The sequence below is a fragment of the Psychrobacter sp. 1Y4 genome (assembly GCF_051847555.1).
The window spans coordinates 282,455-305,106 of record NZ_JBPYDE010000001.1 but is presented as its reverse complement, the minus strand read 5'-3'; the positions used below and the strand labels follow the sequence as shown (position 1 = coordinate 305,106).

The 22,652-nt window shown below is 41.3% G+C and carries 21 protein-coding genes; 10 read left to right on the top strand and 11 right to left on the bottom strand.

Features of this window, described 5'->3' with window-relative positions:
* Window positions 1-37: 37 nt before the first annotated feature.
* The 3 genes from ACS8FC_RS01280 to lspA all read left to right on the top strand — a co-directional run bounded on the left by ACS8FC_RS01280 (window position 38) and on the right by lspA (window position 4,592).
* A complete protein-coding gene (locus ACS8FC_RS01280) occupies window positions 38-754 on the top strand; it encodes a GntR family transcriptional regulator (protein WP_439295634.1) in 717 nt (238 codons plus the stop codon).
* A 399-nt stretch (window positions 755-1,153) separates the two neighbouring features.
* The gene (ileS, locus tag ACS8FC_RS01275; protein ID WP_439295633.1) at window positions 1,154-3,973 is read left to right on the top strand and encodes an isoleucine--tRNA ligase; all 2,820 of its coding nucleotides are present in this window, start codon (window positions 1,154-1,156) and stop codon (window positions 3,971-3,973) included.
* On the top strand, window positions 3,966-4,592 hold the full coding sequence (gene lspA, locus ACS8FC_RS01270; RefSeq protein WP_439262683.1) for a signal peptidase II: 627 nt from the start codon (window positions 3,966-3,968) through the stop codon (window positions 4,590-4,592). Before ileS ends, lspA begins: the two co-directional genes overlap by 8 nt.
* A gap of 127 nt (window positions 4,593-4,719) precedes the next feature.
* On the opposite strand, the gene ACS8FC_RS01265 is transcribed toward lspA, so the two are convergent.
* On the bottom strand, window positions 4,720-5,331 hold the full coding sequence (locus ACS8FC_RS01265) for a glutathione S-transferase family protein (RefSeq protein WP_439295632.1): 612 nt from the start codon (window positions 5,329-5,331) through the stop codon (window positions 4,720-4,722).
* A gap of 177 nt (window positions 5,332-5,508) precedes the next feature.
* On the opposite strand from ACS8FC_RS01265, the gene ACS8FC_RS01260 reads away from it, so the two are divergent.
* On the top strand, window positions 5,509-6,114 hold the full coding sequence (locus ACS8FC_RS01260) for an O-acetyl-ADP-ribose deacetylase (RefSeq protein ID WP_439295631.1): 606 nt from the start codon (window positions 5,509-5,511) through the stop codon (window positions 6,112-6,114).
* Window positions 6,115-6,123: 9 nt separating this feature from the next.
* Here ACS8FC_RS01260 and ACS8FC_RS01255 read toward each other — a convergent pair whose 3' ends face one another.
* Complete coding sequence (locus ACS8FC_RS01255; RefSeq protein WP_439295630.1) at window positions 6,124-6,783, bottom strand: DUF1294 domain-containing protein; 660 nt, start codon at window positions 6,781-6,783, stop codon at window positions 6,124-6,126.
* A 151-nt stretch (window positions 6,784-6,934) separates the two neighbouring features.
* Between ACS8FC_RS01255 and fkpB the strand changes: the two genes are divergently transcribed.
* A complete protein-coding gene (gene fkpB, locus ACS8FC_RS01250) occupies window positions 6,935-7,432 on the top strand; it encodes an FKBP-type peptidyl-prolyl cis-trans isomerase (protein WP_439262691.1) in 498 nt (165 codons plus the stop codon).
* Window positions 7,433-7,482: 50 nt separating this feature from the next.
* Window positions 7,483-8,523, top strand: a complete 1,041-nt coding sequence (locus tag ACS8FC_RS01245) for an aldo/keto reductase (RefSeq protein WP_439295629.1) — start codon at window positions 7,483-7,485, stop codon at window positions 8,521-8,523.
* Between the two features lie 135 nt (window positions 8,524-8,658).
* Here ACS8FC_RS01245 and ACS8FC_RS01240 read toward each other — a convergent pair whose 3' ends face one another.
* On the bottom strand, window positions 8,659-9,459 hold the full coding sequence (locus ACS8FC_RS01240) for a lysophospholipid acyltransferase family protein (RefSeq protein WP_439262694.1): 801 nt from the start codon (window positions 9,457-9,459) through the stop codon (window positions 8,659-8,661).
* 461 nt (window positions 9,460-9,920) lie between these two features.
* On the opposite strand from ACS8FC_RS01240, the gene hflX reads away from it, so the two are divergent.
* The 4 genes from hflX to ACS8FC_RS01220 all read left to right on the top strand — a co-directional run bounded on the left by hflX (window position 9,921) and on the right by ACS8FC_RS01220 (window position 14,148).
* A complete protein-coding gene (hflX, locus tag ACS8FC_RS01235; RefSeq protein ID WP_439295628.1) occupies window positions 9,921-11,369 on the top strand; it encodes a ribosome rescue GTPase HflX in 1,449 nt (482 codons plus the stop codon).
* A 332-nt stretch (window positions 11,370-11,701) separates the two neighbouring features.
* Window positions 11,702-12,133, top strand: coding sequence for a CidA/LrgA family protein (locus ACS8FC_RS01230; protein WP_439295627.1), 432 nt, complete (start codon window positions 11,702-11,704; stop codon window positions 12,131-12,133).
* A 19-nt stretch (window positions 12,134-12,152) separates the two neighbouring features.
* On the top strand, window positions 12,153-12,842 hold the full coding sequence (locus ACS8FC_RS01225; RefSeq protein ID WP_439295626.1) for an LrgB family protein: 690 nt from the start codon (window positions 12,153-12,155) through the stop codon (window positions 12,840-12,842).
* A 490-nt stretch (window positions 12,843-13,332) separates the two neighbouring features.
* Window positions 13,333-14,148, top strand: a complete 816-nt coding sequence (locus ACS8FC_RS01220; RefSeq protein WP_439262700.1) for a lytic transglycosylase domain-containing protein — start codon at window positions 13,333-13,335, stop codon at window positions 14,146-14,148.
* Window positions 14,149-14,317: 169 nt separating this feature from the next.
* On the opposite strand, the gene tsf is transcribed toward ACS8FC_RS01220, so the two are convergent.
* From tsf to ACS8FC_RS01180, 8 genes are all read right to left on the bottom strand, one after another.
* The gene (gene tsf, locus ACS8FC_RS01215; protein ID WP_299218101.1) at window positions 14,318-15,199 is read right to left on the bottom strand and encodes a translation elongation factor Ts; all 882 of its coding nucleotides are present in this window, start codon (window positions 15,197-15,199) and stop codon (window positions 14,318-14,320) included.
* Window positions 15,200-15,454: 255 nt separating this feature from the next.
* The gene (gene rpsB, locus ACS8FC_RS01210) at window positions 15,455-16,264 is read right to left on the bottom strand and encodes a 30S ribosomal protein S2 (protein ID WP_439262702.1); all 810 of its coding nucleotides are present in this window, start codon (window positions 16,262-16,264) and stop codon (window positions 15,455-15,457) included.
* A gap of 392 nt (window positions 16,265-16,656) precedes the next feature.
* Window positions 16,657-17,106 (bottom strand): chemotaxis protein CheX, encoded by a 450-nt coding sequence (locus ACS8FC_RS01205; protein ID WP_439295625.1) that lies wholly within the window; start codon window positions 17,104-17,106, stop codon window positions 16,657-16,659.
* A gap of 41 nt (window positions 17,107-17,147) precedes the next feature.
* Window positions 17,148-17,597 (bottom strand): chemotaxis protein CheX, encoded by a 450-nt coding sequence (locus tag ACS8FC_RS01200; protein WP_439295624.1) that lies wholly within the window; start codon window positions 17,595-17,597, stop codon window positions 17,148-17,150.
* Window positions 17,598-17,627: 30 nt separating this feature from the next.
* On the bottom strand, window positions 17,628-17,990 hold the full coding sequence (locus ACS8FC_RS01195) for a response regulator (RefSeq protein WP_439262706.1): 363 nt from the start codon (window positions 17,988-17,990) through the stop codon (window positions 17,628-17,630).
* Window positions 17,991-18,010: 20 nt separating this feature from the next.
* On the bottom strand, window positions 18,011-20,182 hold the full coding sequence (locus tag ACS8FC_RS01190) for an ATP-binding protein (RefSeq protein ID WP_439295623.1): 2,172 nt from the start codon (window positions 20,180-20,182) through the stop codon (window positions 18,011-18,013).
* A 12-nt stretch (window positions 20,183-20,194) separates the two neighbouring features.
* Window positions 20,195-21,076: a substrate-binding periplasmic protein gene (locus ACS8FC_RS01185; RefSeq protein ID WP_299218112.1), complete on the bottom strand. Its 882-nt coding sequence runs from the start codon at window positions 21,074-21,076 to the stop codon at window positions 20,195-20,197.
* 501 nt (window positions 21,077-21,577) lie between these two features.
* Complete coding sequence (locus ACS8FC_RS01180; RefSeq protein ID WP_439295622.1) at window positions 21,578-22,459, bottom strand: substrate-binding periplasmic protein; 882 nt, start codon at window positions 22,457-22,459, stop codon at window positions 21,578-21,580.
* Window positions 22,460-22,652: the final 193 nt, after the last annotated feature.

Genomic DNA, 22,652 nt, shown 5'->3' with positions numbered 1-22,652 from the left:
GTTGTAGAGGTCACAGTGGCACACTATAATTGCGCCTATGAATGATATAAAAACTGAAAATACAGCCTCTAGGGTCGATGCGATGCCAGAGCAAACGATTATTAACTCAATCACTGCAGCTGTGTCAGAGCAGCGGTTGCCAGCTGGAACTAAACTAGGTGAGCAGGTACTAAGTGATCTATTTAACTGTAATAGGGCCAATGTTAGGCGGGCGCTCTCTACGCTTGCCACGATGCATGTGGTGCAATTGCAGCCCAACCGAGGAGCATTTGTCTCAACGCCATCTCCTAAAGAAGCCGGTGATGTCTTTGAAGCGCGTCGAACGATTGAGCGTATGCTGGCACGTAAAGTCATTGAAAACTTCACGTCACAGGATATCGTTGACATACGTGCTACGATATCCGCTGAGGCCAAAGCACGTAGTAAGGGGGACAAACCTGCTGAGCTTCGTCTATCGCGTACGTTTCACATGCGTTTGGCGACAATCGCTGACAATCAGGTCTTAGAGCGGTTTTTGAGTGAGCTGACGTTACGTACTACTTTAATCATCGGATTGTATAATACAGCTGGCTCATCTCACTGTGCCGAAGATGAGCACCTCGAAATAGTACAAGCTATCGAAAATAAGGATGAAGAACGCCTTTTGCTACTCATTGATCAGCACTTAAATCATTTGGAAGCTGGCCTTGATTTTGAAGCCTCGACCAAACCTTTTTTCAATTTGGCAGAGCATCTAACCATCGTACCTGTTTGAAGGAATAGAAAAGCCTGTAATACAGCCAAATGATAATATTGCAGGTATTCTCCATCTCTTGTGCCAAACCTTTTCCTTTATCCATACAATAGTTTGCTGACTGCGCGGTCTATACTGGCATACTGTTGTAAGCTAAATCAAACCTTAACCTTCTAGACTATTTTCATCGCAAGTCACTTAACCGTAACTTAATCATCTGGACTGCTTTTGTCCTAATAATTGCTTGATTTTGTCGGTCAGCTCCATGCATGATAGCCCCTGTTTTTAGTCCCTTTTTTATCCTATAATGAGTAGCTTTGATTTTGCTAAATATGTCTGCTGGTTTATGAGTCATCACATAATATATCGCATCCCAACCCTTATCTTTCCACTGTATAAATAGAGACAAAGACGAAGACTATGACCGAATCTATCGACTATAAAGACACACTAAATCTTGCTGACACACCTTTTGCCATGCGTGCAAATCTTGCCAAACGTGAGCCTGACTGGCTTGCAGCATGGGAGTCTGACGATGTATACGGCAAAATCCGTCAAGCGCGTGTAGGCGCAACCAAATATATTTTGCATGATGGCCCTCCATATGCCAACGGTCAGATCCATTTAGGTCACGCAGTCAATAAAGTACTTAAAGACATCATCGTCAAGTCAAAAACCTTATCAGGATTTGATGCGCCTTATGTGCCCGGTTGGGACTGTCATGGTCTGCCTATCGAGCAAAAGGTTGAAGCCAAAGTCGGTAAAGTCGGACAAAAAGTCACTGCGACTGAATTCCGTGGTCTTTGTCGTGAGTATGCGAGCACGCAGATTGAGCTGCAAAAAGCAGACTTTAAGCGTCTAGGTGTGTTTGGTGATTGGGACAACCCTTATTTGACCATGAACTTCCATCAAGAAGCCAACATCGTACGCGCGCTTGCCAAAATCTATGACAACGGTCATGTTACTCGCGGTATGAAGCCTGTTAACTGGTGCTTAGACTGTAGCTCTGCCCTAGCTGAAGCAGAAGTTGAATACCAAGATAAAGTCTCTGATGCTATCTACGTGAGCTTTGATGTGCTTGATACCGAAAAGGTTGCGGCGCTAAGTGAAATTGATGGCAACATTGCCGCTGTCATTTGGACAACCACGCCTTGGACGCTACCTGCTAACCAAGCGATTGCTGTACATCCTGAGCATGACTATAGTGTAGTCGCGACTGACAAAGGCAACTTCCTATTAGCGACTGACCTTGTCGAAACAGCCTTAACCGAGCTTAAGCTTAGCAATGAAGGCATATTGGCAACCGTATCAGGACGCGAGCTTGAAGGTCTGCGTGCTCAGCATCCATTGATTGCAGATCGTCAAGTACCGTTTATCTTGGGCGATCACGTGACTACCGATAGCGGTACGGGTCTAGTACATACTGCCCCCGGTCATGGTCTTGACGATTATATCGTGGGTCTTAAGTATAACTTGCCAGTTGAAAATCCAGTGGGCGGTACGGGTGTCTATCTAGATAGCGCAGCGGTATTTGCCGGTGAGCACATTTATAAAGCCAATCCAAAGATCATTGCTACTTTGCATGAAAATGGCCACCTCGTTAGCCATACCAAGATTGAACACAGTTACCCGCATTGCTGGCGCCACAAGTCGCCCATTATTTTCCGTGCAACACCGCAGTGGTTTATCAATATGGAAACCAAAGGTCTGCGCGAACGTGCTCTAAAAGACATACCAACCGTTAAGTGGACACCAGCTTGGGGTCAAAATCGCATTGAATCTATGATGACAGGTCGTCCTGACTGGTGCATCTCACGTCAGCGTACTTGGGGTGTACCGATTGTCTTTTTCACTCATAAAGAAACAGGCGAGCTGCATCCAAAGACGCTTGAGCTGATGGAGATGGCCGCACAAAACATCGCCAAAGGTGGCGTTGAAGCATGGTTTGATGCCAGCTGTGAAGACTATATAGGTGATGAAGCTGCTGATTACGACAAATCTACTGATACCTTAGACGTTTGGTTTGATTCAGGGACGACGCATTTTGCCGTTCTTGAGCAGCGTGATGAATTAACCAATCCCGCTGATATGTATCTAGAAGGCTCTGACCAACATCGCGGTTGGTTCCAGACTTCACTATTAACGTCTGAAGCGATGTACGAGCGCCCACCGTTTAAGCAAGTATTGACCCACGGCTTTGTCGTTGATGAAAACGGCCGCAAGATGAGCAAGTCACTTGGCAATATCATCACGCCGCAAGATGAGATTAATAAAACGGGCGCGGATATGCTGCGTTTGTGGATTGCCTCTAGCGACTATCGTTATGAGATGAGCGCAGGTAAGACGGTGTTTAAAGGCGCAATCGATATGTATCGCCGCATCCGTAACACCTTGCGTTTTTTGCTTGCCAATACTGATGATTTTAATCCTCAGACCAATAGCATCGCGATGGATGAGCTGGTCAGCCTTGATAAATTTATTATTAAACGTACGCAAGCGGTACAAGCACAAATTGTCAGTGCTTATGATGCCATGGACTTTCACCAAGTCACCCAGCATATTGCCGCGTTTTGTTCGCAAGACTTGGGCAGCTTCTATTTAGATATTATTAAAGACCGTCAGTACACCACTCAAACTGACGGACAGCCGCGCCGCTCTGCGCAAACGGCTATTTATCATATTGCTCATGCACTCATTCGCTGGATTACACCGATTTTGTCGTTTACTGCACAGGAGGCTTGGGAAGTATTGCAAGGTAAAAACGGACAAGACGCCGGCTATGTGTTTACCCAAGAATGGTATAAGTTCCCAGAATTTGAACTCAGTGCCATCAGTAGTGAGGACTGGCAACGTATCATGCAAGCCAAAGATATGGTTAATAAAAACATCGAGACTGCACGCGGCGATAAGATTATTAATGCTAATTTGTCCGCTGATGTCACTCTGTATGCCGATGGCGAGATGCATGAGAGCCTAGCAAAACTTGGTGAAGAATTACGGTTTGTCTTGATTACCAGTAAAGCGACTTTGGCTCCAATAGCTAAAGCTCCCAATGATGCTAAGCAAACAGAAGACAGCTCAGCAGACTTGACTGTCAATGTGAGCGCGGCCACTGGCACAAAATGTATACGCTGTTGGCATATCCGTGATGACATCGGTACAGATCCAGCACACCCTGAATTATGTGCGCGCTGCGTAACCAACGTCGCTGGCAATGGCGAGGTGCGTCACTATGCCTAATCCAACGGAATCATCCGACAATCAACGGCCGCAGGTTGAGGCCGACGGCTCGCCCAAACCTGCCCATGCAACCACGGGTAGTTCATCGACGCCCAAAGGACGTTTGACTAAAACACCAAAAGTTATCGCAAATGGCAGTCGTGCCTTTATGTGGTATTTGCTGTCGCTTGCCGTGCTTATCATCGATCAATGGACAAAATGGCTAGCTGAAACCAAGCTGACTTTTCATGAGCCCGTACCCGTTATCGAGCCGTTTCTTAATTGGACCTTAGCGTACAATTATGGCGCTGCTTTTAGCTTTTTGGCCGATGCAGGCGGTTGGCAAAAGTGGTTTTTTGCAGGTCTTGCTCTAATCATGTCGCTGTTCTTGATAGGCTATCTGATAAAAGCCCCGCGCCAAGCCAAGCTACTATCTACAGGTCTAGCATTGGTACTTGGCGGTGCAGTTGGTAATCTGATAGATCGCTTGCTACATGGTCACGTCATCGATTTTATCCATGTGCATAATGCGGATGTCTGGCATTATCCGATATTTAACATTGCCGATATGGGTATCAGTATCGGTGTGGCGATGATTGTCATTGATATGCTATTTTTAGAAAAGAAGCGTGAAATTTAGCAATGATAATCGTAGATAGTTTTTAGATTGGGAAGGTGGGTTTACGAATACGTAACCCGCCTTTTGTTTTGCCTGTTGTTTTTGATAAATTAACGTGTTGGAGCGGCTCTTGCTACACGCTATTATCCTACCTCCCATGAAACTTCTCACGCTTTGATAACTTCTTAAGATAAGCCTTAATATGCTCAGGCAATTCAACTCCTAACATTCTTACCCACGAAAACAGCTGCTGATAATAAATATCTGCTAATGTAAAGCTGTCCCCTACTATATAGTCCTGCTCATCTAACCAAACGTAGGCAATGGGTAGCGCATTTTGGATACACTTCATGCAGTTATCAGCCGTACCCTCGGGCCAGCTCTCAAAGTTTTGTAAAACTTTAATTTTGGTCAATATCCATAGATAACTTTCCAGCTCAATCATGCCAAAGGAGATGACTTGACGCAGTTTGTAGTTTTTCTCTGCGTAGTTTTCATCGTCTCTGTTAGGCGTAAGTGGTTTATCAGGATGCAAGTCATTAAGGTATTCAATGATAGCCAAAGATTCTGTAAATACTTTGTCATTATGAGTTAATGCTGGGATTTTACCAAAAGGATTAATTGCTAGAAACTCAGGACTTCTTTGCTCACCTTTTTTGGCATCTATCTCTTTAACTTCATAATCTAGGTCAAGCTCGCTTAGTGCCCAAATCACAGTCTCCGCTCGACTTGGCTGGGTATATTTGTACAGAGTAATCATTATAATTTACCTTGTTATGATTAAAGTCCATTTACCTGTTTGGTTGTTTATAGATCTATAGAATTGAGCTGATAAAATACAACTTATTATAACCATATAACATACAAGCCAATGATGGAAAATAATTTAGAATAAGTTATAAAATAATATTATTGAACTAATAAAAAGGTTTTTTCTATGTCAAACACTCAATCAAGACCTATTTATCAAAAGAAAATTTCTGCTTCTAAAAATCCTAATATTGAGCCCTCTAATGTTGTGACTTTGTCAGTATTACAGGCAGACATCACCACCTTAAACGTCGATGCCATTGTTAATGCTGCCAACTCAAGTTTGCTTGGTGGCGGCGGTGTCGATGGTGCAATTCATCGGGCAGCGGGACCTAAGCTACTTGAGTATTGCCGTACATTAAATGGCTGCCAGACTGGCGATGCTAAAATCAGTCCAGCATTTGACTTACCCTCCCAGTATGTGATTCATACTGTAGGCCCTGTTTGGCATGGCGGTCATAGTAGCGAACAAGCACTACTTGCCCGTTGTTATCGAAAATCTTTAGAACTGGCAACTCAAAAAGGTCTCACCAGTATTGCCTTTCCATCTATTAGTACAGGCGTCTACGGTTACCCCATTGATAAGGCAGCTAAAGTTGCAATCGATACAGTCAGAGAGTATGTGCAAAACGGTTTAGAACAAATGGATGATTTTTCAATTTGTGAAGTGATCTTTTGCTGTTTTTCAGCCTCAGATACAGCCGTTTATCAGCGAATACTGGCGCAAATTTAAACCAACGCTCTACAATAACTCGGTTAAAAAATCTAAGCTGCCGCCCATTATGACAAAGAGCAGCCCTGCTAAATTGATAATGACCGTCAGATAGTAGGTCATGCGAAATTCAGGCTTTTGTGATTTGTGTCGCAAATACGTCTGTGCGACCATCGCTCCGACCCAGCCACCAAGCATGCTAAGCAGGTGTAGTGTTAATTCAGGCGTACGCCAATCGCCACTTTGGGCTGCGGCTTTATCTTTGGCATACATCATATAAGTGATAAATCCTAGTGCTATATACCATGCAACCACCAGCCAATTTATCTCACTGGTCAATGCAAGTAGTATAAGCACGCCATAAAAACCGGCACCAAGGAGCAAACGTTTTTTTTGCCCATTCTCAAACTCAGCTTGTGCCGTGCGTTGTTGATTACGTTTACGGATTTGACTGTTTTTCTTCGCCATTTGTTGTTGTACATATTCAAGCTCTTGTACTTGTCTTGCTTGCATACGACCTTTGTTGTCTTGCCCCAGCGTAAAGATGACAGACTCACCAATCTTAGGACGACGCTGTGCTTTAAATTCACTGATATGAAAAAATACGGACTCATCATTTTCAGTATTAATAAAGCCAAAACCTTTATCATCTTGCCATTTTTTAATCGTGCCCTGTTGCCTATCTGCCATCTGTTTTTGCCTCTGTATTAAACAGTCAAATATTGTAAACTATTTAGGTTACATTATTAACGCTTACATTAATGGTTAATTGTCTTATCATTTCTTACACTATACACATCAAATAATTCCTCATTACTTTTATGACTAATGGCGCTTGATTATGACTGACTCCCAATTTATCAATCCAAATGAAGACACACGTATTACTCACGGTAGCCTTGTTAAGCTTCATTTTGAAGTGTCTCTAGAGAACGGTACCATCGTTGACTCAACCTTCCACCGTGATTCACCTGTCAAGCTTACCATCGGCGATGAGAGTTTATTGCCAGGTTTTGAGCAGGTACTGATGAATCTACGTGCGGGTGACACGCGCTCAGCCCATCTTGAGCCTGAGCAGGCTTTTGGTGAATGGAATCCTGAAAACATCCAGCACTTTAGTCGCACTCAGTTCGCTTTAGTCACCGATAATCCAGAAGTTGGCATGTTGGTCGAATTTGAAGACAAAGGTAAAAACACTTTGCCAGGTACGATCAGTACTATCAATGACGATGAGATAGAGGTGGACTTTAATCATCCTCTTGCTGGTCAATCCGTGCTATTTAAAGTCAAAGTCTTTAAAGTTACCCCACCTGGGGTGACTGGCGTCCAACTAATGTAATAATGAAACGTACTCTAGAGAACAACAACCCTTTTAAAAAGGACATTTATATGCAATATCAGGCGCTTCCACAAATCGATGAACAAGTCTCTAAAATCTGTCTAGGTACGATGACTTGGGGCCAACAGAACACCGAAACTGAAGCACACGCGCAAATGGACATGGCGCTCAGCGAAGGGGTAAACTTTTGGGATACAGCTGAGATGTACCCTTCACCGCCAGACAAAGACAAGCAAGGTGATACAGAGCGTTACGTAGGCACATGGTTTAACCAGACCAAACAGCGTGACAAGGTCATACTTGCCAGCAAAATGTCACCAATGAGCTTTTTGCGTGACGGTCAAACGCGTTTTAACGCTGAGCAAATCAGTAGCGCGATTGATAGTAATCTTGAGCGTCTACAAACAGATTATATCGACATCTACCAGTTGCACTGGCCTGAACGCCAATCCAACTACTTTGGACAGCGCGGTTATACTGAAGATATGGCCGCGCAGCCACTAGAAGACCTCACGCCGTTTTTGGAAACCATCAGTGCTTTAAATGATGAAATTAAAAAAGGTCGTATTCGTGCTTATGGGCTATCGAATGATACTGCTTGGGGTCTGATGCGCTATTTATGGGAAGCGGATAAAAATGGACTAAAAGCGCCGATTACGGTACAAAACCCTTACAGCCTACTTAACCGCTTATATGAAGTAGGCATGGCGGAGATTGCACACCGCTCAAACGTTGGTCTACTCGCCTACTCTCCGCTTGGCTTTGGTGTACTATCAGGTAAGTATTTGGATGGCAAACGTCCAGAAGGAGCACGCCTGACGAAATATGATCGTTTTGAGCGCTATGTCAACGAGCAAGCACAAGAAGCAACCGCCCAGTACGCTAAGATAGCCGCAGATGCAGGCTTAGATATGGCACAGATGGCACTGGCTTTTGTTAACTCACGCTCATTTGTCACTAGTAATATCATTGGGGCCACCAACCTTAAGCAGCTAAAGTCAAATATTGACAGTATTCATCTGACTTTAACCACTGATGTATTAGATGCCATAGAAGCGGTACATACGCGCCAACCCAACCCATCTCCATAGACTGGACAGCCTCGTATTTATACGGTCAACATAAGGTTGTTCATTGTTGATATCAAAAAGGCGCAAATCGCTCTAGTAACAATAGCGATTTGCGCCTTTTCTTATGCTATCCCTATCAAGATTAGACATGAATTCTTAAGCGTTAGGTGACGTGCTAAGTACTCTTGAATGTAGTTCAGTTAAACCCTCTTGCATACGCTTTTGTAGCTCGTTGGTCAACTCACTCTTACTGCGGCCGTTTGGATCTAATGGTTCAAGTGGTAGTACATAAGCGGTCACGTTTTTACTATCAAGGACCCGTTTAATGCTGTCTTTCATCGTAAGCTTGCCATAATAAGGCAGTGCTTCACTTAAGGTACCATCTTTATTAACATAGCATAGTACAAGCGGTTGAATCGGTACATCCGCGTCGATTGCTGCTTGTAATAAAGTACCGTGAATACGCTTCACTTTTTTGCCATCAGTGGTGGTCGCTTCAGGAAAGAATATAACTGAAAAACCTTCATTTAAAAAACTGGCAATTTGCGTTGTCACTGAGCCTACGTCGCCAGAGCCACGTTTGATAAACACTGTGCCTGCTGCATGGACAAGCTTACCAAAGATAGGCCAATCGCCAATTTCTGCCTTTGACAAAAAGAAAGCAGGGCTGACAGTACCAACTACAGGGATATCCATCCACGAAACATGGTTAGATACCCATAGGCCGTGATACTGCGGCACAGGCTCAACCTGGACAATCTTGACACCGAAAGAGCCTGCCATCTTGCGACAAAAAGTCTGAATATAGCGTGGTAACGTCTCACGTGGTGGTTCACGAAAAGCACCAATACGCTGTGCTGTGCGCATACCACCTGCGATAGTCGTCGTCATGCCAGCTATTTTTTTGCCGCGGCCCACCTGCTTTCTGAGCGAAAACTTTGATTTAGATTGGCTCATCTGTGCCCCTCATGATTAGATAACGGTTTAAACAATTACCTGAACAAATTAATACTTAGATAAATGAAAATGTTGATTCAGCCTAAAAATTAATACCCTTATATGAAGGACAAAATTAAGCCAAAAAACGAGGTAAGTATAACAAAGTTTTGTGAGTCAGTGACGATTTGTTCACTCAGTCTTCTTATGCTACTGTGGGACCAGCACGTTCTTCGTTTTCTCAAGGTTTAATACTATTTTATCAGCCGTTTTTATATTTATTGATAAAAAAGTTAAGATAACAATATCATCGATAGCGAGTTACCCTAAAAGCGCTGTAACATAAAATCATCGCTAATTATTTTTATACGCTTTAATATCAAGACATCAGACCATATATAGACCTTAACTGAACGCTGCTGACATGCTATATTTTTATACAATAGTAGCGATTTATTTACTCTATTCAGAGGTGAGAATTTTTGGAATATTTTGAAAGACACTCAGGTGGCGAACGTGCCATTATCGTACATTTAGACATTCGTCAAATCCAAGATCCTGATGATCTAAGCGAATTTGAGTTGTTGGCAGATTCGGCAGGGGCTGATCGTCTGGCACTAGTCACCGGATCACGTTCAAGACCCGATGCCAAATACTTCGTCGGCAGTGGTAAAGCTGAAGAAATCGCTGAGCTGGTTCGTGAACATGACGCTGATATTGTTCTGTTTAACCACAACTTATCGCCCTCACAAGAGCGTAATATTGAGACCCTAGTAAAATGCCGCGTACTTGATCGCACCGGTTTAATTTTAGACATTTTCGCTCAGCGTGCGCGTACTTATGAAGGTAAGCTGCAAGTGGAGCTTGCGCAGTTAAACCATCTGTCTACCCGCTTGGTACGCGGTTGGACGCATTTGGAGCGTCAAAAAGGTGGTATTGGTCTGCGCGGGCCAGGTGAGACTCAGCTTGAGACCGATCGCCGTTTGTTACAGACGCGCGTCAATCAGCTGAAAAATAAGCTCGATAAAGTAAAGCAAACTCGTGCTCAAGGTCGAGCCAAACGTCAAAAGTCAGATGTACCTACTATATCTTTGGTCGGCTACACTAACGCTGGTAAATCAACTTTGTTTAACCGTCTAGTTGATGAAAACATCTATGCCGCAGATCAGCTATTTGCAACCCTAGACCCTACGCTGCGCCGCCTAGACTGGCAAGGCGTTGGTCGAGTTGTGCTTGTTGATACTGTAGGTTTCGTTCGTCATCTGCCCCATGAGTTGGTAGAGTCTTTTCATGCGACTTTAGAAGAGACACTAGAGGCCGATTTGTTGTTACATGTTATTGATTCATCTAGTGAAGATATGCATGAGCAAATCCAAGCGGTCAAAGATGTCTTGGCTGAGATCGATAATGATGTTCCTGTACTCAACGTTTATAACAAAATCGATTTAACCGATGAGCCTGCACATATAGGCTATGCAACTGAAGGTAAACCCAATCGCGTTTATGTGTCTTCAAAAGATAACTTAGGCATGGAAGAGTTGTCACTTGCTGTACAGCAGTTATTAACAGGTACATTGACAACGTTTGACTTGACGCTTCCTTATGATGCCGGTCAGCTCAAAAATACGCTTTATGAGTTAGGGGTTATTCAAGCAGAAAGCTACGATGACACAGGACACGAATGCTTAACCATTCGTCTACCAAGTGATAGACTCAAGCAAATACTAGGGCAAGCAAACTTATCGCCGATTGATGTCTTACCATTAGCGCAAGCAACCCTATTGATGCCTATACTTGAACCATTTGAACAGGATATTAATACTGAGCAAGCGACGACTGATGGTGATGATGGTTTTGGAAATACGGATGGCCAAGATATCAATGAGCCTGTTGATATTGATGACTCCTCAACGACTGATTCATCATCTTAGCCAGTTAAACAAGGTATGTAGGCTTGGTCCAACAAAGGCCTGTACTTGCAACGTTTGCATGTACAGGCCTTTTTTAAGTCACTTTTATTGTTTGACGAACAAGTATTTTTACCTTATTAACGTGCTCAAACCTTACTAGTTAAATCTGTGTATTCAGCGAGGTTTATTAGTTTATTCAATATGTATATAATCAATCGCAAAGTCAATAAAGCGTCTGGTTATCTTTATATAATACTTACCACTCTATGCTATAGCGCTTTTTTCTGTGCCAACAATGCAACTTCTACCTTATTGCCAACACTGACTGATTGCTATTTTGGCAAGGATTGTTTATGAAAGCTACCCACTCCTCGTCTATGCCGCCATGGATTGCATTAATAATTACACTATCCATGGTCGTTATTGTCCGTGAAACAGCCGTTGTTGTTTGTCAGTGGGCGGGTATTGAAAAAGCAGCCAATGTAGTCGGCTTGGTAGCGATGTTTTTTATTCTTGTAGCATGGCGGATACTCAAAGGTTTACCTAACTGGCTGACCAAAGCCAGTAATACGCTACTGGTTGATAGTGGCTTTGCATTTTTGCCAATATCAGCTGGCGCAGGTTTACTGCTTTTTGCGTTAGGCGATGAGCTATGGGGAGTCATGCTAACCATGTTGATTAGTACGCTGATACCTCTTTGGGGGCTTGGCCTACTTGCCAATCGTTGGTTAAGTCGTGATGTCAGTATCAATGACGACACTATTACTGAGCACAAAAAGCCATAATAGGCTTAGGAGAGACAGCATGAGCTTTGATAGTGTATTTATAGCTACCTTGGCAGCGATATTACTCACCTTAGCCGCACACGTTATTGCTCGCGTATTAGCAAGGAAGATATCTTGGTTACCAATGGTCATTACTGCACTCGTCTTAGTCATTGTATTTTTATTTATTTCACGGTGGGATTACAATGATTATTATAGTGTTGCCAAACCTGTCTTTGACCATTTATTAGGTTACGTCACCGTATTATTGGCTGTGCCACTAGCCGCTATGAGCTTCAAAGGGTTACCTGTCAAAAGCTTGACCATTATTGTAGTCATCGCTAGTGTGGTCGGCGCCCTCCTACCCATGTCATTGGCTTATCTATTTTCGTTAAGTCATGACACCTTATTAGCCTTCGCTACTCGTTCTGTAACGACCCCTATTGGCCTTAGTGTGGCAGATTTGATAAAAGCGCCTTTAGCAATGGCCAACTTAATTATCATTGTGTCAGGTTTAATAGGCGGCATGCTGGCTCGGTTCTTATTTCGCAGTATAGATGATGACCGCGCTAAAGGTTTGGCATTAGGATTGGCCGCTCATGCGTTTGGTACAGTAGAAGCTTGGCAAATCAGTCATACAGCTGGACGTTATGCTGCTTTTGGACTGGCAGTCAACGGTTTACTAACAGCAGTTTGGGTGCCTATCTTTATCAGTGCCTTAGGCATTTAAAGTTTGGTGCTTATAAAGCATATAAGATTAGTCAATCTTAAATTCAGTCACTTTTAAAACCAGTCACTCGCAAACCCGATATGTGTCTTATTTTAAAAACTTATGTCTATCAGAAATGTCTAAACCTATATAACTGTTTGTCTTTCGCTTGTCCTTATAACATTATAATCAGATTATAAGTAAACGTATTTATCAATCTTGTTCAAAATAAAAATAGCGTTAATATCTGATTTTTCTAAATATTTATTAAAAATATTTAGTGCTTATTCCAAACCAAGGTTATAGGGTTAAAAGTTATTTTATGATATAGTAAGCAACTATTATCTTTTGTATCTATTGCAAGTGATTTTGGTTAGACGTAATTTTGTTGGCTATTTATGGCAGTCATTGGTGTGACAACCTGCAGCTACTAATAATGGCTTTATTAAATAAAACATTACGCCTATAAGCAGAGTAATTTGCTGTTATTCGATAAAAAGTGATATTTTCTATGATAAAAATTGCCCCTCTATTTAACCGTTTTCTGTCTCCTTTTATGTTGACTGCTATCGCTCTATCTACCCTCTCGGTTACCGCTCAAGCTGGTAACATGTACATATATAAAGATAAGGGTGGCCAAGTTCTCTTAACGAACGTCAATCCGACTGGTAATTTTGATAAGTTTACTAAAAAAGTAAAAGTGACTTATTACAAAGACTCAAAGATGTATGACGGTGATAGTAGTAGTAACAGCTATAGCAGTAGCTCTGCTAGCAAAAGCGGTAGTCGCGATGCTTATGATAGCTATATTCGTGCCTCTGCTACTCGGCATGGCGTTGATCCAGGCCTAATGAAAGCGATGATGCACACTGAGTCAGCTTTTAACCCTAATGCTCGTTCTCCTGTGGGAGCGCAAGGTCTTATGCAATTGATGCCTGCTACTGCCAGTCGCTTCAAAGTCAGCAATCCTTGGAATCCTGCTGACAATATTGAAGGCTCAGCTAAATACATTGCTTGGCTTATGCGCCGTTTTAACAACAATATTGAGTTTGCGATAGCAGGTTACAATGCTGGAGAAGGTAATGTCGATAAATACAACGGTATACCACCTTTTAAAGAAACTCGTAACTACGTCAAAAAAGTGATGAGTCGTTACCATAGCTTATACAAGAACGACTCAGGTCTGTCTGATAATACTATGAGCGCTAATAATGCTACTGTTAATAGCAACAACAATAGTGGTGGGATACAAACTGTCAGTTACGGCACTAGCAACAACAGTGGCAGTGCCAGTTATGCCAATTCCGCCTACGCCGCTTTGCGCTAATATTGAAAGTAAGACATATATTTAAATATTAAAACCTGTACACAAAAAAGCCCGCTAATAGATGAGCGGGCTTTTTATTTTACGATCTAAATACAGTCAGTTGATGGATGCTAAATACAAACTTATTGCTTATTTAGCATCCACCTCGACCTGTAATATATTTTAAAGCTTACTTGTTAGCAGCTTGGGTAGCAGCAACTTCAGCAGCAAAGTCTTCTTGCTTTTTCTCGATGCCTTCGCCAACTTCTAGACGTTTAAAGCCAAGTACTTTTACACCTTCAGCTTTTAGTACATCGCCTACTTTTTTGTCATTGTCCATGACGTATGGTTGACGTAGTAAGGTTACTTCGTCTAGGTACTTACGTAGACCACCTTCGATCATTTTTTCAACGATGTTATCAGGCTTGCCAGATTCTTTAGCTTTTGCTTCGATAATGTCTTTTTCGCGTGCTAGTACGTCAGCTGAGACGTCTTCATCATTGACAGCAACAGGGTTGAACGCTGCGATGTGCATGGCAAGGTTTTTGCCAGTTTCTTCATTGCCGCCTTCATACGATACCACAACACCGATACGTAGACCGTGACGGTATGATGCGATATTGTCGCCTTCAATAGTTTCAACACGGCGAACCTGAATGTTTTCACCGATTTTCTGTACTAAAGACACACGTGCTTCTTCAACTGTTTGACCGTCACCATAAGGCAATTCAGAGATTTTAGCTACGTCAGTCACGTTGTTTTCTAGAGCAAGGTTTGCAACTTTTTCTGCAAACGCTGTGAAGCTATCATCTTTTGCTACAAAGTCAGTTTGGCAGTTCACTTCCAACAAAAATGCTTTTTTGTCACCTTGAGCGATGATAATAGCACCGTCAGCTGCGATGTTACCTGCTTTCTTAGCTGCTTTCGCTTGACCAGACTTACGCAAGTTATCGATAGCAACTTCGACATCACCATTTGCTTCTTGCAGGGCTTTTTTACATTCCATCATGCCAAGACCAGTACGGTCACGCAATTCTTTTACCATTTTGGCAGATACTTTTACTTCTGACATAAGAGTTACCTTAGTATTGTTATGTATGAGGGGCTTAACGTCGCTGATGTTTTACTATTTACGAGCTATGTATAACAAGGGAGACATAGACAGCTATACTTAGTTGTGAAAGAGCTATCCATCAACAACAAAGCATGACGAGTCAAACTGCATCATGCCTATTGTAAGCTTGTATGTTGTTAATAACCTAATATGGATATAGACAGATACACTATCAAAATATCCTTTCAACGTTAGACCTTAACGAGCAGTCATTTATTCTGCTGGCGTTGTAGCGTCTGCGTTATCTTCAGCTGGTGCTTCTTCAGTTGTAGAAGCTTGCTGTGCAGTTTGCTCTTGGTCAGATTTGCCACCAGCTTGAGTCTGTGCATACTCTTTACCAGCGATGATCGCATCAGCAATAGAAGATACATACAAAGTCACAGCGCGAATAGCATCGTCGTTTGCTGGAATAATATAATCAACGTTGTCTGGATTAGAGTTTGTATCAACAATACCGATAACTGGAATACCTAAGTTCTTAGCTTCTTTGATCGCGATCGCTTCATGATCGACGTCAACAACGAAGATTGCATCAGGTAGGCCACCCATATCTTTGATACCACCTAATGAACGCTCAAGTTTTTCCATATCGCGAGTACGCTCTAACGCTTCACGCTTAGTAAGCTTAGCAAACGTACCGTCTTCGCTTTGCTTCTCAAGCTCTTTTAGGCGAGTGATTGACTGACGTAGTGTTTTCCAGTTAGTCAACATACCACCTAACCAGCGGTGATCAACATATGGCATACCAGCGCGTCTAGCTTGCTCACGAATGATACCGCTAGCAGCGCGTTTAGTACCAACAAACAATACTTTGTTTTTCTTAGCAGCTAAGCCGTTTACATAAGTCAATGCTTCATTAAATGCTTTGACAGTATGCTCTAAGTTGATGATGTGAATTTTGTTGCGTGCACCAAAGATGTAAGGACCCATTTTTGGATTCCAAAAACGTGTTTGGTGACCGAAGTGAGCGCCAGCTTGTAATAAGTCGCGCATCTCAATTTTGGTTGGATTGTTTGTAGCCATGTTAAATATCCTGTTGGTTGGGTTATGCCTCCACATCACAAAAACTACCTATTTAGCGACACGCATTTGCTTACGTTACACACTATATCAATGCAACGTCGTAATACTCTACTATATGCAAATTAATCAAGTCACCAAACACCCAGTAATTTTTTACCATGATGTGTGTGTCATTGGTTGATTTAAAAATTAAGCTATTACTTAAAAAAAGTATATTCTAAAAATAGCTGCGCTGTATTTTATCATAACTGCCTATCAATTATAAACAATTACTTTGACGATATGTGTTACATACTTAAATAACAGACAATAAAACCAATGACTTATTAAGCAAACACAAAAAAACGACGCCTATACGTCGTTTTTTAATGATGGCCAATTTATTGATTAGCTTAAGCGATACAAATACCTATGACTGCTTCATAACCACGCCATGTAAAATTGGTAATATAACTATGACGTTCTTTTGGCAAGTAAGACACACTTGGTGCACCTTCAACAATATGAGGCGGTGAGATAATAAACTCCGGACCAAACTCGGTACGAGCATTACCAGATATCGTGTTGGCCATTTCACCAAGTAAGTCCTTCATCATTGTCATCGATGAATCAGGCTCACCCATTATTTTGATCACTTGGCGCAGCATGTTGCTGGGAGCGCTGACATAAACGCAGCCTTCAAGAGGACCTGATATTTCAATAACACCACTATAGTCATAACCGATAGTGCTTTTATTGTTATTCAAATAAGGGGTATTAATAGCCACTTGTGCGTCATCAATTTGTGCAAAAAATGCATTAATCGAACTTAGGAACACACCTAACTTTTCTACTTTAACCATAATATATTATTGTCCATATCCAACATATGCCCGCAACATGTTTAATCTTGCAGACAAATTACAATTTCGCCGACTTGCGATAGCCAAGTAATAGGAATAATAAAGGAACGCTCTTCGCTAGGTAATACGATACTTTGCGGCGCCCCTTTAAATACGAATGGGACAGAGATGTGAAACTCGGCTCCAAACTCATTGCGTGCATTACCAGCGATAGTATTAGCCACTTCACCTGCAAGATCCATGTAAATCTCTTCACTATTTTCAGTTTCGCCCATACTGTTTAATAAAGAAGTCAGTAACTCGCGTGTTGCTGAAAAATACACCACACCTTTTTGGACGCCTGATATTCCAATCACACCTGTATAGTCGTGAACTTTTGGCTGTTTGTTTTCTAACAAATAAGGCGTATCAGCGATGAGCTCTGAACCTCCGAACTGATTAAAATAGTTACTAATAATGTTCAAAAAAATTTGTAGCTTTTGTTCTTTCATAATGACATCTGCTTAGGTCGTTGGATGATATTAGTCTTGTACCAGCTCATACAAAGACTCTACGAGATCTTCTTCTGAAAAAGGTTTACATAAAAACCCACTAGCACCAAGCGATAATGCTTCGATGCCCGTAGATTTATCTGACAATGCCGATACCACCAAAATTCGTACATCAGGATCAATAGCGATGATCTTTTCAATGCATTCAAGACCATCCATCTGTGGCATGGTTAAATCCATAGTAATGACATCAGGACGATGCGTATTAAACTTCTCAATAGCTTGAACACCGCTGGTTGCCGTCGCAACCAACATAAAATTTCCTGAGTCATAAGCCCGCTGGATGCGGTTTCGAATGATATTGGAATCATCAACAATCATTAGTTTATACATAACGTATTTATTATCCTTAATTAAGCGTTAGGCAGCGTAATGACAAAACGTGTCATCTTACCATGCTCACTATTTACATTGAGCTTACCATCATATTCTTTTACTTGAGCTTTGATGATGTCTAAACCAACACCGCGACCACCATCTTCGTCAGCATCTTCTTTCGTAGAAAATCCAGAAGAAAACAGCTGTTTTAACAGGCCATTACGATCAAGTTGTTTTGCCTCTTCGACATCGAAACGACCTTGCTTGACTAACTTTTCACGAATACCATCATAGTCGATACCTTGACCATCATCTTGTAGGGTCACAATAAAATCTTGACCACTACTTTGCATCTCAAGACCAATTGTACCAACAGCAGACTTGCCAGCTGATTGACGCACATCAGGCGTTTCAATACCGTGTACCACAGCATTACGTAGCAGCTGGATACTGATTTCTTTTACGGTCTTTTTAAGATGCTCTGGTATCTTGATTTGTCCCAAAGTAGCACTATCAAGTTGTACTTGTTTGCCTTGTCTTGCTGCGATATCTCGTGCAAAATCATGATAATAATCGAGCAAATGACTGTCAGCTTCTTCATCCAAGTCAATCTCATTGCCTGCAATTTCTAAACCATCTATTGACAGATCTGTTGCTTGATTTTGGACTACTGCTTCATGTACATCTGATGCTGCACTAGCTGGCGCTGTACGGTTGATACGCTCACCCAATGTCTCGATAGTGTTAGACAAACTGAGCAAATCATCCAAATGCACTGCTAAAGGCAGGAAGTCATTACCAGACAGCTTGCCTTGATTTTGTAGCACGTTAAGCTGATCTTCTGCTTCTGATGCAATCTTAGTAAAGCTGTGTAACTTTAATGCTGAGGCCTCACCTTTTAAGCTATGCATTTCACGATAGATAGCGTTTAATTTAACCTCAAGCTCATATTGCGTACTGCCAGGATTTTTTAAGATATTGTTGATTTTTTCAATATGAGTTTTGGTGTTAGTGATGAACTCATTAATGATTTTTGGATTTACATTTAAGATGGTTGTTAACATCTCAATCTGCATGTCATTTTGTGAACGTTCTTTCTCTAAACGTTGTTCTAGATGAACAGCGTCTGATACATCGTTAACGTTGACCAAAATACGAGCAATGTCTTTATTTTCATAAACCCGTGAAAATCTAAAATCTAAGAAACGGCTGTCCGAACCCTGTTCGCTAGTAGTGTTATGTAGCAATACTTTGTGTAGGGGGTTTAGATCGTTAACCAGTTTTTCTTTCACTCGTGGATTGTATAGCTGCTCAACGAACTGGCGTGTGGTCGTTAGATCTTTATCAGAAATACGGCCGCGTAGTACGCTGGCAAAGTTTTCTCCTGCTAAGCTATCAGAGCCAATAATCTTATTGAGTGCCTTTGAATGCTGCTGACCAATATTTAAGTCTTTATCAAGCAAGAACAGGCCGGTATTAACCGTTTGCATAATCTCTTGGGTCTCGCGACGTGCTGCTAATGCTTCAGCATCTGTTTCACGTAGGCGACGTACAAAGAAGAATACAAAGATCAAAAAGTAGGCAAAGATTGCTGCAACACCAAGTATCTGAACCAGACGAATAGTATTGGCTTGGTTTTCAGCACTCGTAAATACATCATCAGTCAGTTGGTCTAAAGAGTCATTAATAAGCAAACTTGATGTCTTTGCCTGTTCGACTGCTTGCGTTAACTCATCAGCAGAGTCAACCATAATATTATCAGCATCTTTTAGATACGCTTGAATTTTAGGTTCTAAAAGCTGCCATTGCTCACTAGCTGCTACGATGTTGGCTTGTGCCTTATTATCAACTTGCGGTAAATCATAAGTATCGCCATCGATATCAGTAATCGTACCACCTTGTCCGATAGCTGTAATAGAGTTGGTAATCAACCCAGTATTCTGCTCTAAACGCTCAAAAACTCGCTGCATATGAGGAGAGTTGGTATCCTCACCGTAGCTATTATCCAAATCAAACAAGTCTTTGATCACCGCCTGCGCACTGTTGGCAACTTGGTTGGTTTGATCAATTAATACTGTGTTTCTTTCTAATAAGCTTGAGGTATAAAACGTAAACGCAAGCAAAGCACCAATCAACGACAAGAACAATGCAATTGATATAATCAGACCTTGATAACGCTTATTATCGACATTATGTGTGGTTGCCATGTTGAAAGTCCTTTAGTTTGCTTGCTCAGTAGTTTGGGCGTCAGATTGAGCTTCACCTAACCATTTTTCTTCGATTGTCTTAAAGGTCCCTTCTGCTTTAAGTTTGGTGATACCTTCATTAACAGTGTCGATAAGCTGAGTGTTATCCTTTGCCATTAGTACAACTTGCTGCGCTGAAGGCGTATCTTCACCTTCATACGGTACGATAGTAACGTCATACTCTGGATGGGTCTTAGCGGTGTATTGCAAAATAGGCAAATCATGTAGGATAACGTCGACCTTGTTTTGCAGTAGGTCTTCAAATAGTAAAAAGGCTGTGGTTCTTGTAGAAAGCTCACCATATTTGCCAATTTCTTTTAGTTGCTCTGCAGGTTTTGCACCTTCCATACCAGCAACATGTAATCCTCCTAAGTCCTCTAAACGCTTCAAGTCTAAGTCTTTATTTGAGTACATCATGGCTGATGGGTTAAAAAAGTAAGGTGTGGACAAGCCATACTTTACGTTACGATCGTCTTTATAAGAGATACCTGATACCGCCAAGTCACGACCGCCAGTCTCTACGCTATCAAACATGTCTTGCCAAGTTTCTTTATAAAACTCGACTTTAAAGCCTTGCTCTTCTCCAATAGCACGGATAGCATCAATATCAATACCTTGCATATTTCCATAGTCATCCTGAAAGGAAAACGGAGGCATGGTCCCTGTTGTTGCTACTTTAACTACTGGAGCATCATCAGGTAATTTACTGACAAAAGTATCTTTGTTTTCTGCCACTGTTGGACTGGTCGTTGTTGCGTTTTCTTGCGTAGTTGTATTGCCTGCATTGTTAGAGTTGCCACAACCAAATAAGCCCACACTTAGTACAATAGGAAGTACACGATATAACTGTTTCATAATCTATCCTTGAAAAATTGAGAGGTTTTTACAGTTTAATAAATTGTACTTATCACGCTTTCGTATTCAACATTTACTTTTTATTTAATACAAAATGATTTTTCATAAACATCTTTTGTATTTTTGAATTAATAAACTGTCATAAGCTCGAATAGATATTGACTGTTACAGCTTCAAAAAATAAATATCAAATCCATATTTTTCACCTAATACGATATAGAATGAATAGGTAAATAACACGTTGAACTCGCAGTACATTTATTACACAAACTTACAATGAATAATACTCAAGTAACTTTGTAATAGCAATCAAGGTAAGCGAGTAGTAATTGATAATTATTATCATTAACTTGGATATTTGTGTGTAATAACGCTCGTGTATACATAAACAGTATTAGATAAGTTCAAATGTGATAAAAAAAGCATTCATACGATTAATACGTATGAATGCTTTTTAGCAGAGTGCTTTTAGTTAATTGAGTATTTTTAAGTTTATTGATATTAAGTATTTGGTTTACGTTGTTCCGATACAGCTTGCGTCAGATCTTCACCAAACCATTTTGTGGTTAAAGTGGCATAAGTACCATTTTGTTTTAGACTCTTTAAGCCAGCATTTACCTTTTCAAGTAACTCAGGCTGTCCCTTTTCAACGAGCAGTACTTTGTATGCACTTTCTGCATGGATATCTTCATAATCAAAATATTTTGGCTCCAAATCAGGTAAATCATTCATAAGATAACGAAGGGCACCCACATCTTCGGCAACTGCATCAACTTCACCTCGCGCCATAGCCTTTACTGCTAAAAAAGTTGACGGATATGGGCTAACAGATTCAACATTGATTTCACCACTACTAAAGTAGTCATACTGTACGGTATCGCTAAGCACCCCAATCTTTACATCGTCTAATTCGTCTACAGAGGTGAGATTTAAGGACTCATCTAAATACACTAAGCTTGATGGTAGCGGTGCATACGGGTCAGACAGTAAATACTTTTTGTCACGCTCCGTACTATATGGTACAGCCGCTGCAAGCATATCTCGAGTTTTGTTATCTAAGTTTTCAAATACCTCTTCCCATGGATCACTATAGATTTCAACTTTAAATCCTTGATCCTCACCAATCTCACGCATAAGATCAATATCAAATCCAGTAACACTTCCATACTCATCATTAAAACCATAAGGAGCAAACTGCGCGTCAGTGGAGAGCTTGACTGTCGGTGCAGTATCAGGCAATTTACTTACAAACGCATTGTTATCTTTAATAGCTGTAGTACTGTTGGTATTTACATTGTCCTGAGTGGTCGCGTTGTTGGCATTGCTACAACCAAACAAACCTACGCCTAACATCATTGGAAGTACTTTATATAATGTCTTCATAACTCATCCTTGAAAATTAAAAGATATTAGTAACTTTTTCCTTAACAAACTAACAAATTTGTATATAAATTTTTTGTAATAAAAAATACAAACCGTTACATTCGATATTAATTCAGTAATTTTAGGATAGCTAGAAACATAGAAAAAACTAGATAAATGGACGAATAGTATGATAAGAGGTAGATAACAGAGG

Excerpts from the sequence above, each read along its gene's own strand:
- ACS8FC_RS01280 (WP_439295634.1), top strand. The coding sequence starts at position 38 with ATGAATGATATAAAAACTGAAAATACAGCCTCTAGGGTCGATGCGATG.
- ileS (WP_439295633.1), top strand. The coding sequence starts at position 1,154 with ATGACCGAATCTATCGACTATAAAGACACACTAAATCTTGCTGACACA.
- lspA (WP_439262683.1), top strand. The coding sequence starts at position 3,966 with ATGCCTAATCCAACGGAATCATCCGACAATCAACGGCCGCAGGTTGAG.
- ACS8FC_RS01265 (WP_439295632.1), bottom strand. The coding sequence starts at position 5,331 with ATGATTACTCTGTACAAATATACCCAGCCAAGTCGAGCGGAGACTGTG.
- ACS8FC_RS01260 (WP_439295631.1), top strand. The coding sequence starts at position 5,509 with ATGTCAAACACTCAATCAAGACCTATTTATCAAAAGAAAATTTCTGCT.
- ACS8FC_RS01255 (WP_439295630.1), bottom strand. The coding sequence starts at position 6,783 with ATGGCAGATAGGCAACAGGGCACGATTAAAAAATGGCAAGATGATAAA.
- fkpB (WP_439262691.1), top strand. The coding sequence starts at position 6,935 with ATGACTGACTCCCAATTTATCAATCCAAATGAAGACACACGTATTACT.
- ACS8FC_RS01245 (WP_439295629.1), top strand. The coding sequence starts at position 7,483 with ATGCAATATCAGGCGCTTCCACAAATCGATGAACAAGTCTCTAAAATC.
- ACS8FC_RS01240 (WP_439262694.1), bottom strand. The coding sequence starts at position 9,459 with ATGAGCCAATCTAAATCAAAGTTTTCGCTCAGAAAGCAGGTGGGCCGC.
- ACS8FC_RS01230 (WP_439295627.1), top strand. The coding sequence starts at position 11,702 with ATGAAAGCTACCCACTCCTCGTCTATGCCGCCATGGATTGCATTAATA.
- ACS8FC_RS01225 (WP_439295626.1), top strand. The coding sequence starts at position 12,153 with ATGAGCTTTGATAGTGTATTTATAGCTACCTTGGCAGCGATATTACTC.
- ACS8FC_RS01220 (WP_439262700.1), top strand. The coding sequence starts at position 13,333 with ATGATAAAAATTGCCCCTCTATTTAACCGTTTTCTGTCTCCTTTTATG.
- tsf (WP_299218101.1), bottom strand. The coding sequence starts at position 15,199 with ATGTCAGAAGTAAAAGTATCTGCCAAAATGGTAAAAGAATTGCGTGAC.
- rpsB (WP_439262702.1), bottom strand. The coding sequence starts at position 16,264 with ATGGCTACAAACAATCCAACCAAAATTGAGATGCGCGACTTATTACAA.
- ACS8FC_RS01205 (WP_439295625.1), bottom strand. The coding sequence starts at position 17,106 with ATGGTTAAAGTAGAAAAGTTAGGTGTGTTCCTAAGTTCGATTAATGCA.
- ACS8FC_RS01200 (WP_439295624.1), bottom strand. The coding sequence starts at position 17,597 with ATGAAAGAACAAAAGCTACAAATTTTTTTGAACATTATTAGTAACTAT.
- ACS8FC_RS01195 (WP_439262706.1), bottom strand. The coding sequence starts at position 17,990 with ATGTATAAACTAATGATTGTTGATGATTCCAATATCATTCGAAACCGC.
- ACS8FC_RS01190 (WP_439295623.1), bottom strand. The coding sequence starts at position 20,182 with ATGGCAACCACACATAATGTCGATAATAAGCGTTATCAAGGTCTGATT.
- ACS8FC_RS01185 (WP_299218112.1), bottom strand. The coding sequence starts at position 21,076 with ATGAAACAGTTATATCGTGTACTTCCTATTGTACTAAGTGTGGGCTTA.
- ACS8FC_RS01180 (WP_439295622.1), bottom strand. The coding sequence starts at position 22,459 with ATGAAGACATTATATAAAGTACTTCCAATGATGTTAGGCGTAGGTTTG.